This window comes from Actinophytocola sp., from assembly GCF_036402745.1.
Lineage (GTDB): Bacteria > Actinomycetota > Actinomycetes > Mycobacteriales > Pseudonocardiaceae > Actinophytocola.
Window position 1 is genome coordinate 1 of sequence record NZ_DASWSJ010000194.1, and the last position, 11720, is coordinate 11720.

14 protein-coding genes are annotated in these 11720 nt (G+C 71.1%); 8 read left to right on the top strand and 6 right to left on the bottom strand.

Going from position 1 to position 11720, the window contains the following annotated elements; all coding sequences use genetic code 11:
• On the bottom strand, positions 1–885 hold an 885-nt coding region (locus VGD70_RS18660), incomplete at its 3' end, for a dihydrofolate reductase family protein (protein ID WP_331082964.1).
• Between the two features lie 42 nt (positions 886–927).
• Here VGD70_RS18660 and VGD70_RS18665 point away from each other — a divergent pair.
• Positions 928–1401 (top strand): cupin domain-containing protein, encoded by a 474-nt coding sequence (locus VGD70_RS18665; protein ID WP_331082966.1) that lies wholly within the window; start codon positions 928–930, stop codon positions 1399–1401.
• Between the two features lie 464 nt (positions 1402–1865).
• Here VGD70_RS18665 and VGD70_RS18670 read toward each other — a convergent pair whose 3' ends face one another.
• The gene (locus VGD70_RS18670) at positions 1866–2351 is read right to left on the bottom strand and encodes a carboxymuconolactone decarboxylase family protein (protein WP_331082968.1); all 486 of its coding nucleotides are present in this window, start codon (positions 2349–2351) and stop codon (positions 1866–1868) included.
• A gap of 204 nt (positions 2352–2555) precedes the next feature.
• Here VGD70_RS18670 and VGD70_RS18675 point away from each other — a divergent pair, with 204 nt between their 5' ends.
• The 4 genes from VGD70_RS18675 to VGD70_RS18690 all read left to right on the top strand — a co-directional run bounded on the left by VGD70_RS18675 (position 2556) and on the right by VGD70_RS18690 (position 4886).
• On the top strand, positions 2556–3497 hold the full coding sequence (locus tag VGD70_RS18675; RefSeq protein ID WP_331082970.1) for an RNA polymerase sigma-70 factor: 942 nt from the start codon (positions 2556–2558) through the stop codon (positions 3495–3497).
• A 125-nt stretch (positions 3498–3622) separates the two neighbouring features.
• Complete coding sequence (locus VGD70_RS18680) at positions 3623–3901, top strand: metalloregulator ArsR/SmtB family transcription factor (protein ID WP_331082972.1); 279 nt, start codon at positions 3623–3625, stop codon at positions 3899–3901.
• A gap of 4 nt (positions 3902–3905) precedes the next feature.
• On the top strand, positions 3906–4295 hold the full coding sequence (locus VGD70_RS18685; protein ID WP_331082989.1) for a VOC family protein: 390 nt from the start codon (positions 3906–3908) through the stop codon (positions 4293–4295).
• 60 nt (positions 4296–4355) lie between these two features.
• Positions 4356–4886: a pyridoxamine 5'-phosphate oxidase family protein gene (locus VGD70_RS18690; protein WP_331082974.1), complete on the top strand. Its 531-nt coding sequence runs from the start codon at positions 4356–4358 to the stop codon at positions 4884–4886.
• 170 nt (positions 4887–5056) lie between these two features.
• Here VGD70_RS18690 and VGD70_RS18695 read toward each other — a convergent pair whose 3' ends face one another.
• On the bottom strand, positions 5057–6619 hold the full coding sequence (locus VGD70_RS18695) for an FAD-dependent monooxygenase (RefSeq protein ID WP_331082976.1): 1563 nt from the start codon (positions 6617–6619) through the stop codon (positions 5057–5059).
• Positions 6620–7057: 438 nt separating this feature from the next.
• On the opposite strand from VGD70_RS18695, the gene VGD70_RS18700 reads away from it, so the two are divergent.
• Positions 7058–7576: a pyridoxamine 5'-phosphate oxidase family protein gene (locus tag VGD70_RS18700; protein WP_331082977.1), complete on the top strand. Its 519-nt coding sequence runs from the start codon at positions 7058–7060 to the stop codon at positions 7574–7576.
• Between the two features lie 109 nt (positions 7577–7685).
• Entirely contained in the window at positions 7686–8900 is a 1215-nt protein-coding gene (locus VGD70_RS18705; protein ID WP_331082979.1) for a S8 family serine peptidase, read from the top strand.
• A 27-nt stretch (positions 8901–8927) separates the two neighbouring features.
• Here the strand turns inward: VGD70_RS18705 and VGD70_RS18710 are convergent, their stop codons facing one another.
• Both VGD70_RS18710 and VGD70_RS18715 read right to left on the bottom strand, forming a co-directional pair.
• Positions 8928–9599, bottom strand: a complete 672-nt coding sequence (locus tag VGD70_RS18710; RefSeq protein WP_331082981.1) for a VOC family protein — start codon at positions 9597–9599, stop codon at positions 8928–8930.
• On the bottom strand, positions 9596–10270 hold the full coding sequence (locus VGD70_RS18715) for a GNAT family N-acetyltransferase (protein WP_331082983.1): 675 nt from the start codon (positions 10268–10270) through the stop codon (positions 9596–9598). Before VGD70_RS18715 ends, VGD70_RS18710 begins: the two co-directional genes overlap by 4 nt.
• Positions 10271–10324: 54 nt before the next feature.
• On the opposite strand from VGD70_RS18715, the gene VGD70_RS18720 reads away from it, so the two are divergent.
• Positions 10325–11290, top strand: coding sequence for a helix-turn-helix transcriptional regulator (locus tag VGD70_RS18720; protein WP_331082985.1), 966 nt, complete (start codon positions 10325–10327; stop codon positions 11288–11290).
• A 16-nt stretch (positions 11291–11306) separates the two neighbouring features.
• Here VGD70_RS18720 and VGD70_RS18725 read toward each other — a convergent pair.
• On the bottom strand, positions 11307–11720 hold a 414-nt coding region (locus VGD70_RS18725; RefSeq protein ID WP_331082987.1), incomplete at its 5' end, for a VOC family protein.

The window sequence follows — 11720 nt, forward strand, 5'->3', positions numbered from 1 at the left end:
GCACGGTTCCAGCGAGCTGTAGATCGTCGCGCCGGGGAGGCGGGGGTCGGCCGGGTCGAGCTTGGCCAGCGCGTTCTCCTCGGCGTGCCCGGTGTCGTCGAGCTCGCGGGAGTAGCCGCGGGAGATCTCCTCGCCCTGCCGGTCGACGATGACGGCGCCGACGTCGAACGCGCCGCTCGACGGAGGGCACAGGCGCGACAGCTCGACGGCCTCGCGCAGCCAGTGTCGGTCCACTTCGGACCGGCTGAGCAGGTAGCGGTGCAGCACGACGTTGCCGAGCCGGCGGGCCTCGACGAGTGTTGCCCGGTGCTCGCCGTCCCACGGGAACCGTCCGTCGTGGACGAAGCGGGGCGCGCTGCTGTCACCGACGAAGAAGGGCGCGGTCACGACGTGCAGCTCGTCGGCGAGCCCGGCGGTGAGCAGCGCCGTGTGCACGCTCGCGCCGCCCTCGACCATGAGCCGCCGCACGCCGCGCCGGGCCAGGTCCTCGAGCACCGCGCCGAAGTGAACCCGCGCGCCGAGCGGGACCACGGTGCCGGGGCCGGTCACGCCGTCCGGGGCGTACACGAGCTGCTCGCCCGTGGCGAAGAACCGCGCGCCGGGGTCGAGGTCGCCGGTGGCCGTGACGGTCACCTTGAGCGGGGTCTCCGGCTTGCCGGCGCGCACCCGCGCGGCGCGTCGCCGCGGGGACCGGACCTCGAGGCGCGGGTCGTCGCGGCGGATGGTGTTGGCGCCGACCATGATCGCGTCGCTGCCGGCGCGAACCTCGTCCACCCGGTCCCAGTCGTCCGCATTGGACAGCACGAGGCGGCGGCCGGTGGCGTCGTCGAGGTAGCCGTCGAGGGAGAGGGCGCAGCTCAGGAGCACGTGGGGGCGGTCGGTCATGGCAGTACCATCGTGGCAGACCGCGACGGAGGGGAGAACGGCGTGTCGTACGTCGGCGACTCGGGGAAGATCAACGCCACCTACCGGCCCATCGGTGCGGTCGAGACACTCGTCCGGCCCACCGTCACCAACGCGTTCGTGGCCACGGGGTCGGTCACCAACGGGCAGTTCGGGCTGTTCCAGTACAACATGGCGCCGCGGGCGGGCGGCCCGGAAGCGCACTTCCACAAGACGTTCTCGGAGTCGTTCTACATCGTCGAGGGCACGGTCCGCCTGTTCGACGGCGAGCACTGGGTCGACACCTCAGCCGGCGACTTCCTCTACGTCCCGGAGGGCGGCATCCACGCCTTCCGCAACGAGAGCGACGCCCCGGCGTCGATGCTGATCCTGTTCGCGCCCGCCCCGCCGCGCGAGAACTACTTCCGCGAACTGGCCGAGCTGATCGACTCGAAACGCCAGCTCACCGCCGAGGAACGAGCGGAGTTCCTCGCGAAGCACGACCAGTACATGGTCTAAAGGCCTGTCTCGTAGATCATCGGGTGAAGCCCCGCGCCGACTGCGCCGACCACCGGAACCTCAGGGGACCGTGACGGCACCCAGCCACCATCCACCTCGATACCCGCACTTCCGCTGGGACGCAACGCACACTTTAAATCCCGGGGAGGCGGACTAGAACCTCAGGGGACCGTGACGGCACCCAGCCACCACCCACCCCGACACCCGCACCATTCCCTGGGACGCAACGCACACTTTGAAATCCCGGGGAGGCGGACTAGTCCTGCGCCGACTGCCGGAACCTCAGGGGACCGTGACGGCACCCAGCCACCACCCACCCCGATACCCGCACTATTCGCTGGAACGCAACGCACACTTTGAAATCCCGGGGAGGCGGACTAGTGACGGCACCCAGCCACCATCCACGTCGATACCCGCACCATTCGCCGGGACGCAACGGACACTTTGAATCCCGGGGAGGCGGACTAGCTTGACACGCTGGCGAACATGCCGGGTTCGTAGGAACCCCCCTGTTGGTGCAGGATCACGGCGAGCCGGTTGGCCGCGTTGATCAGGGCGACCAGGGCGACCAGCGCGGCGATCTGGTCGTCGTCGTAGTGCTTGCGCGCCTGCGCCCAGGTCTCGTCGGACACGCCGTGGTGGGCGTCGGCGAGCCGGGTGCCCTCCTCGGTGAGCGCCAGCGCGGCCCGCTCGGCCTCGGTGAACACGGTGGACTCGCGCCAGGCGGCGACCAGGTTGAGCCGGACCGCGGTTTCACCCGCGGCCGCGGCATCCTTGGTGTGCATGTCGATGCACCAGCCGCAGCCGTTGATCTGGCTGGCGCGCAGCGACACCAGCTCCTGGGTGGCCTTCGGCAGTGACGATTGGTCGATCACCAGGGCGGCGTTGGCGAACCGCTTGGCGAACTTGACGCCGATCTCGTTGGTCATCAGGTCGATACGGGGTTCCATGACTTCGTCCTCACTCGTGGTGTCGCGTGCTGGCGCACTGAACGAACACGAGATGCCGGCGACCCGATCCGTGTGACAGCGCGGTTACGTGACGCGCGCCACCAGCAGGTGACTGCCTTGGCTACCGTCTGGGTGTCACAAAGCGGCGGGGCCCGGTGTCCGATGGGTGACACAGTCGAGAGCGAAGAGACAGGGAGCCCACCCATGGCCGGCACGTCGCAGACCGCCCCCGACGATCGCGGCGGGAGCACGGGCCAGAACGACCGCCCGGACCCCGCCACCGAGGCGTTCCTCACCCACCGCAACCTGCTGTTCACCGTCGCCTACGAGATGCTCGGCTCGGCCGCCGACGCGGAGGACGTCCTGCAGGAGACCTGGCTGCGGTGGGTGGGCGTCGACCTCGACACCGTGCGGAACCAGCGGGCGTACCTGGTCCGGATCACCACCCGCCAGGCGCTCACCCGGCTGCGCGCACTCGGCCGCCGCAGGGAGTCCTACGTCGGCCCCTGGCTGCCCGCGCCGCTGCTCACCGCGCCCGACGTGGCCGAGGACGCCGAGTTGGCCGACAGCGTCTCGATGGCGATGCTGCTGGTGCTGGAGACGCTCGCGCCGACCGAGCGGGCGGTGTTCGTGCTGCGCGAGGTGTTCGACGTCGGGTACGACGAGATCGCGGAAGCCGTCGACAAGAGCCCGGCCGCGGTCCGCCAGATCGCGCACCGGGCGCGGGCACATGTCGCGGCGCGCCGGCCGCGCGGGGTTGTCTCCCCGGCCGAGTCCCGGGACGCGCTCGAGGCGTTCCAACGGGCGGCCGACACGGGAGACCTGCAACGCCTGCTCGACATCCTCGCCCCGGACGTCGTCTTCATGGGTGACGGTGGCGGAGTCAAGCAGGCCGTGCTGCGGCCCGTCGTGGGAGCCGACAGCGTGGCCCGCGTGCTGGCCGCCGGGCTGAGCAGGATCGCCGCCACGGCGTCGCTGCAGCCGGCACAGGTCAATGGCTACCCGGCGCTGATTGTCCGGTTCGACGGCGAGATCGACACCGTCATCGCGGTGCGCATCGACGACGGCCTCGTCACCGGGCTCTACGCCGTGCGCAATCCCGAGAAGCTGTCGCACATGCAGCGGGAGACCACCCTGCGCCGCTGACGCGCGCCAAGCCCGGCTCCGCGAGCACGGCTTGGCTCGCTGGCTGGCATTGGCGCTGGGCCGTCACGCCGCGGGTCTTGCTGATCTTGTTGACATGCAAGTGTGCACTTGCCTATAGTCGCCGCGTGGCGGACGTGTTCAAGGCTCTTGCCGATCCGACCCGTCGTGCCATCCTCGACGAACTGCGGGACCGGAACGATCAGACGCTGTTCGAGCTGTGCACCCGGCTCGCGATGAAGCACGGGCTGAGCTCCTCTCGACAAGCAATCTCGCAGCATCTCGACGTCCTCGAGGAGGCCGGCTTGGTCACCACGAGGAGGGAAGGCCGGTACAAGTTCCATCGCCTCGACACGTCACCGCTGCGGGTCATCCTCGAGCGATGGCCGATCAACGACGGAAGGTAGGCAAATCGTGAAGATCAACATCACCAGCGTGTTCGTGGACGACCAGGACAAGGCGCTTCGCTTCTACACCGAGATCCTCGGTTTCGAAAAGAAGGACGAGGTCCCGCTGGGGGACGACCGCTGGCTCACGGTGGTGTCTCCACAGGAGCCAGAAGGGCCCGAACTGTTGCTCGAGCCGGACGGCCACCCCGCGGTGCGGCCCTTCAAGGAGGCGCTTGTCGCGGACGGGATCCCCGCCGCCTCGTTCGCGGTTGCCGATGTCTCAGCGGAAGCCGAGCGCCTGCAGGGGCTGGGAGTGAAGTTCACGCAGGAACCTCTGCCGATGGGACCCGTGGTGACCGCGGTCTTCGACGACACGTGCGGAAACCTCATCCAGATCGCCGCTCGTCAGTGACCACCCGGAATTTCGCCGGTCCGGGTGTCGATCTGGGGTCGCCCGGTTCGACGTACGGGTATGACTGACACCAGGACAGACCCGATCTCGACCACCAACCTCGACCGATACGGCTCCGCGGAGCTGCCGTGGAGCCGTCCGCGCGACGTCCTCGCCGGCGACACACCCGGGGCCGACCTGACGTTCTTCGTGGCGACCGTGCGGCCCGACGGACGGCCGCACTCGGCCGGTGTGGGCGCCGTGTGGGTGGACGGCGCGCTGTATTTCACGGGCGGCCCGGGCACCCGTAGGTCGCGCAACCTGGCGGCGAACCCGGCGTGCAGCGTGTCGGTGCGCTTGCGCGGCATCGACCTGGTGCTGGAGGGCGAGGCCCGCCGGGTCACCGACGCCGCCACGCTGGAGCGGGTGGCGGCCGTCTACCGCACGGGCGGCTGGCCGGCTTCGGTGGAGGGCGACGCGCTCACCGCCCCGTACAGCGCGCCCAGCGCGGGCCCCGCGCCCTGGCACCTGTACCGCCTCACGCTGCACACCGCCATCGGCGTGGGCTCCGCCGAGCCACACGGCGCCACCCGCTGGGACTTCGCCCACTGAACCAGCCGGCGCGAGCACGGCGACTCCGTCTCAGGGAGAGACTGTCCGACGCCGCAAGCACTCTCGTAGCCGCATAGCGGTCGACGAGCCGGCGCGGGCCGTGCGCGCTCAGCCGTCGGAAGGTTCGCGGCCGACGGGCTGAGCGCTCCTGGCGATGTTCGGTCGGCCCGTCAGGAGGGTCGGTCGATGGTGGGCACGGTCGTTGTCCGGGGCGGGCCGAACCAGCCGGAGAGCGCTTCGCGCAGCGCGGGCGCGGCGGTGTCGGCGGGTTCGTCGACGGTGGCGGCCCAGGCGATGTGGGCGTCCGGGCGGATCAGGAGGGCGTCGGCCGGCCGGTCCCCGGTTTTGCCGGTGTGGATGTCGACACGATGCCGCCAGTCCCGGGCGGCTTCGCGGAGGTCCGGGCGGTCGGCGAGGTCGAGGAGGATGGGCCGTGCGGGGTGCATGAGATCCGCGACGCTGGTTGTGCCCTCGTCGGTGTGCAGGGTGAGGTCGGGTGCGAAGGTGCCGGTCAAGGCGTGGTGGTTGGGGTTGGGCAGCGGGTAGCGGATGTCGGTGCCGGCGACGAAGGCTCCCATGCGGCGCAACGGCTGCTCGTCGGCGAGCAGTTCCAGGAAGACCTCCCGCAGCGCGTCGGCGGCTGGATCTTGTCCGCGCCGCAGCGCTACCTGGGCTTGGGTATGCAGCAGTGCCCGTGCGCCGGCGAGGTGGCGTTCGTGGTGGTAGGTGTCCACCAGGCCGGCCGGCGCCCAGCCGTGGATGTCGGCGGCCAGCTTCCAGGCAAGGTTGACCGTGTCGAGCATGCCGGCGTTGAGAGCTACGCCGGTGGCGGGGAAAAGGTGGGCCGCATCGCCGGCCAGCAGGATCCGCCCGGCACGGTATCGATCGGCCTGCCGAGCCTGAAAGGTGAAGCGCGACAGCCGAATCGGTTCTCCCAGCGGTAGCTTCGCGCCCAGCACGCGGCCGATGCTGTCCTGGAGCTCGGTCAGGGCCATCGGCACGTCGTCGTCGTATTCGCGGGACTCGTCCTCGGTGGTGTGGAGAAACAGAACCCCGGGGCTGTGCGACGAGATCGCGAACACTCCGCGATCCGTTCGGGTGTAACCCCAACGGATCCTGCCCACCCCGGAGACGTCGAAGTCGCCGTTGTCGAGCTGGGTCACCGAATCGGGCATGGTGACCTGGCCGAGCCGGTTGACCTCTGGATAGGTGGTGCCGGGGAACGGGATGCCGGCCAGGTCCCGGACCCGGCTGCGCGGGCCGTCGCAGCCCGCGAGGTATCGGGCGGTCACCCGGTACGGCCCAGCCGGGCCGCGCACGTCCGCGGTCACCGTGGCGTCGTCCTGGCTCACCCCGACCACCTCGTGTCCGCGGCGGAGGTCGGCGCCGAGTTCGCGGGCGCGTTCGTCGAGCAGGCGCTCGAGTCGCGGTTGTGGGAGCACCATCGCGTGCATCGGGGGATCTGCCAGGTGGGTGAAGTCCAGATGCACACCGCCCCACGGGAACCGGGGAGCCGGGCTGGGATCGGGGCTGGCTGCCGCGAAGCGTTCCAGCAGGCCTCGGTAGCGCAGCAGTTGCAGGATCTGCCCGCCGAGACCGCCGGCCTTCTCGGTCTCCCGGGGCTGCGGCTGCCGTTCCAGTACCAGCGGTCGCACTCCGGCCAGGCGCAGTTCACCGGCCAGCATCAGGCCGGTCGGGCCGGCGCCCACGATGATCACGTCGGCGTCCGTCACCGGCCACTCCCCACGCGGTCTTTCGTCGCGTCCCCGCGCGACCCGGTCGTCGACAACACACGCACTTCGCTACTCCCCATTTCCGCAGGTTCTGGCCTCGGCCGAGGATTCTGCGGCACGACCCGGGTCTTGCCGCAAGCCCCCCGGTGCGCTATAAGTTGAGAACGGGACGGGAGTAGGTATCCCTTTCCCCTTCATCGTCCGCTACAGACGGACATCCTCCTCGCGAAGCGGCGCCGCGCCGCGTACCACTGTGGTGGCTGGAGGAACCGCGCGAGCTCCACCTGGCCGACCGCACCCGAGCCGCGATCTTGGGACTACGGCAACGCCTCAGCCCGCTCGACGCGGCACTTGATCAACAACAGCCCGCGACCGATGAGTTTCGCCTTGCCGGTTGGTCGGTACTGGCGAGAGTCGTTCGCCGAGCCAGGAGGAGTGATGACGGTGACCGAGCCGAGCGGCCAGTACGTCTCGGAGTTCAGCGAGCCGGGCGGCACGGCCGTACCGTGGGCCGACGTCGAGCGGGTGTTGCGTGAGTCGGAGATGTTCTGGCTGTCCACCGTGCGCCGGGACGGGCGCCCGCACGTGGCACCGCTGCCCGCGATGTGGTTGGACGGCAAGCTGCACTTCTGCACCGGGGCGCACGAGCAGAAGGCCCGCAACATCGAGTCGAACCCGCGCTGCGTGCTCACCACCGGCTCGAGCGCCTACCGCTCGGGCCTTGACGTGGTCGTCGAGGGCACCGTGGCGCAGGTCGGTGACGAGCCGACGCTGACCCGGCTCGCGCAGCTGTGGCGGGACAAGCTCGACTGGCCGTTCGAGGTCGTCGACGGCCAGTTCCGCGACCCCGGCCCCGGTGACCACCGGGCACCCGTCTTCGCCGTGACACCGGCCAAGGTGCTGGCCTTCGCCAAGGCGCCGTACAGCCAGACCCGCTACACGTTCCAGGCATCCTGAGTCGCCGCCGAGGAGCTACGACAGGAGGTCTCTCGTCGCACGCTCCTGCCCATATGATGGCTGTGCAGTGTGGAACGGCGCTGTCCCACGGTCGTGAGGCGGGGAACAGATGACGGTTCGAGTAGTACGACGCCTGCTGACGCTGACGTGTGTGGTCCTGGTGACCGGGTCGTCGGGTGTCGCGCCCGCTGCCGCGGCCGGTGGCCCGGTCGACGTGACCGGCACCGTCGCCACTCGAAGCGCGCAAGCCCGGCAGAGTCTGATCGGGGCCGACGGGACGCCCTTGACCGGTGCGGGCGTCACGGTCGCGGTCATCGACACCGGGGTGGATCCGACCCATCCCTCCTTCCAGCTGACCGGGTCCACCAAGGTTGTGCGGAGCCTGGCGTCGACCGGGTGTGTGAACGTCGCGAGCACCGACACCTCGTGCATCGCCGACGTGTCCCCGTCGGTGGACACCGACGGGCTCACCGGCGGCCACGGCAGCTTCGTGTCCGGCATCGCGGCCGGGAACGGTCTCACCCTGACCGACGGGACACGTGTCGGGGGCGCGGCGCCCGGCGCCCGGCTGGTGGTGATCTCGGCAAGCGTGGCCCTGATCGGGGTCGCGAACGCGATGAGCTGGGTGCTGGCGCACCACCAGGCGCCCTGTGGTCCGGGTGTGCCCGTGTCGGTGTGTCCGCCCATCCGGGTGGTCAACAACTCCTGGGGAGCGTCCGACCCGACGATCATCAGCCTGCAGGAGCAGTTGGCCGCGGCCGGGGTGGTGACGGTGTGGGCCAACGGCAACCAGGGCGGCGACGGGTCCGTGGACCAGTCGAATCCGGCGGGTGAGGACCCCACGCCGGGCATTCTGTCCGCGGCGTCCTACGACGATCTGGGTGTGGGCACCACCGACGGCCGGATTTCCCCGACCTCGTCCCGGGGGGCCGCGTCGAGTCCGTCCACATGGCCGGACATCTCGGCGCCGGGCGTGAACATCGTCTCCTCGTGTCGGCCCGCGCACGTGATCTGCGCGCTGCTGGGCACCCGGTCGTACAACGGTCCGGGACCGGGCGACACCGGGACGTTCAACACGATGTCGGGCACCTCGTGGGCTGCCGCGGAGATCTCCGGGATCGTGGCGCAGCTGTTCCAGGCCGACCCGTCGGCGACCGCCGGTGACATCGAGAACGCGCTGAAGTCCACCGCACACAAGTACACCGACGGCGCGCCCTATCAAGCGGTCGGGCCGTACACGTCGAGCTTCGACAAGGGCACCGGCCTGGCCGACGCGTACGCCGCGGCACTCCACCTGTGTCCCGGCTGCGTCAGCCGCCGGTGAGGGTGTTGTCCGGCTCCACCGAACGGCTCAGTCGCCCATCCACGCGGTGGCCACGCAGGCCTCGTTGCCCTCGGCGTCGGCGAGGACCCACCATGCCGGCGCGTGCTCGTCGGTCACCAGGCGGCCGCCTGCGGCGATCGCCGCCGTGACGCGGGGCTCGGCCTGGTCGTGCGGGACCCAGACGTCGAGATGGAGCCGGTTGCGCTGCGGGCGCGGCGCGTCCATCTGGTTGAAGTAGACGACCGGCCCGCGCAGGTGCGGGTCGGTCAGCTCCTCCTCGGGGGTGTCGGCGCGGGGCTCGTAGCCGAGCACGGCACGCCAGAACGGCAGCACGTCGGGAATGACGAGCGCGTCGACCGAGACCACGAGGTTCTGCACGGCGGACGGGTCGGCCGCCACCCCCAGCTCGCGCGCGGCCGCCGAGATCTGCCGGGCCAGCTCGACGTCGCGCGTGCTCAGCCCCTCCGGTGCCGACACGAAGGTGAACATGCGCACGGTCACGCCCTCGGGCCGCACGTCCACGGCGGGGTGGCGGTCGTCGATCCCGGTCAGCTCGCTGATCGCGTGCACGAGCCGGGCGCCGGCCGCCAGGGACCCGGTGCGAAAGTACGTGCACGCTCCTTCGCCCACGATCCGCCAGTCCTCGACGCCGTCGGCCTCGTGGAACTGCCGGGGCGTGATCCGCTTGGCCGCCGTCACCGCGCGTCGCCTCCCTGCGCGAAGTCGACGCGCATGACCACGCGCCGGAGCGTGGGGTGGCTGACCTCCTCGAACCCGGCGTTCTCGAGGACCTGCCGGGCTCCCACGTGCAGCTCGCCCCAGGTGATCTCCTTGCCGGGCTCGGTGATCATCGGGTAGGCCTCGAGCGCCCGCGCGCCGCGCTCGCGGGCGAAGTCGATCGTCGCGGCGGCGAGCGGGTAGGTGAGGCCGCGACCGCGGTAGCCCTTGCGGACCACGAAGCAGGTCACCGCCCAGACGCCGGCGTCGTCCTTGTTCTCGGCCCGGCCGCTCCACGGGATGCGCGTGCCACGCAGCTTGGGATACGCGGTGCGCGGCTCGACCGCGACCCAGCCCGCCGGCTCGCCGTCGACGTAGGCCACCAGGCCGCTGGTGGTCGCGGCGTCCGGGTCGCCGCAGGCGGTCTGTTCCCGGAGCATCGCGGTCCGCTGCTCCTGCGTGGAGTCGCGCCACATCCAGCCGGCGAACTTGAGGCGCTGGCACTTGCACCGGCTCGGGTAGTCGGCGGTGCCGAAGATCGCGACGAGGTCGTCCCAGGACGCCTCGTTGGCGGGGACGATGGTCAGCTTCTCGGCCGGGATCGGCGTCTTCATGGTCGTCATCGTGGTCGTCATCGTGGTGCCCTCGGTCATGCGCGGCAGGGTAACCTCCATTCCGGACACTCTGCTTCCGGAATGCGGGATGCCATGAAACCCGACACGAGCCCCACCGCCCGGGCGCTGCTCGCGCTCGAGCTGGTCCAGAGCAGCCCGGGCATCACCGCGGACCGGCTCGCCGACAAGCTCGGCGTCACGGAGCGGGCCGCCCGGCGCTACGTCGGCATCCTGCGCGAGGCGGGCATCCCGATCGAGGCCGTCCGCGGGCCGCACGGCGGCTACCGCATCGGCCGCGGCCTCCGGCTACCGCCGCTGATGTTCAGCGCTGCCGAGGCCCTCGGCCTGGTCATGGCCGTGCTCGACGGCCACCACGACGCGAGCGATCCCACCGACCCGGTCGGCAGCGCGCTCGGCAAGATCATCCGGGCGCTGCCGGAGCCGGTGGCCGCCCAGGCCGAGACCGTCCGCCGCGCCACGGCACCCGCCCCCGACCGCGCCGCCGCCCGGCCCGATCCGCATACCGCGAGCACCCTCGTGCAGGCCAGCGCCAACCGCCAACGGGTGCGGCTCGGCTACCGCTCCGAGGCCGGCTCGGAGTGGACCCTCGAGGCCGACCCGTGGGCGGTCGTCGTCCGGCACGGCCGGTGGTACCTGCTGTGCCGGTCCGTTGCCAAGGATGCGGTGCGGGCGTACCGGATCGACCGGGTCCAGGAGGTGCGGATCCTCGACGACACGTTCAGCCCACCCGCCGACCTCGACCCGGTCGCCATGCTCGAGGAGCATCTGGGCATCGGCTGGGAGTACGACGTCGAGGTCATCGTCCACGCGCCCGCCGACACCCTGGCGCGCCGCGTCCCCCGCACCCTCGGCCGGCTCACGCCGCTCGACACCGAGACCACGCGCCTGGTCGGCAGCACCAGCAACCCCACGTGGTACGCCGAGCAGCTGGCGGCGATCCCGGCGTCGTACCGGATCGTGCGGTGCCCCGAGGTCCAGGAGGCCGCACGCCTGCTCGGCCGGCGACTGCTGGCCGCGGCGGAGAGTCCGCCTCCCTGACGAGGTCCGCGCCGGGTCACGAGGGGAACGGTTGGGCGGTCACCAGCCAGACGTGGCCGTCCGGGTCGGCGAAGGCGCCTGCGTAGCCCCACGGCTGGGTGCCGGGCGGGGTGACGATCTCGGCGCCTGCGGCGGTCGCCTTCGTCATGATGGCGTCGACCTCGGCCTCGGTGGTGGCCGGCAGGTTCAGCAGGCACTCGCTGGTGCCGGGCGGCGCGACCGGGCGGCCGCCGACGACCCAGCCGAAACCGCCGGTGGGGATCAACATCAGGTGCAGGCCGCCGGTCAGCGCGAACCGCAGCGGTTCCGGTACGCCGTCGTCCGCGAGCTCGCCGAACGGCGCGAACCCCAGCCCGTCCCGGTAGAACGCGTGCGAAACCGGTCGGTCGGCGATGGGCAGCGCGACGATCATGGGTGCCATGGAAGCTCC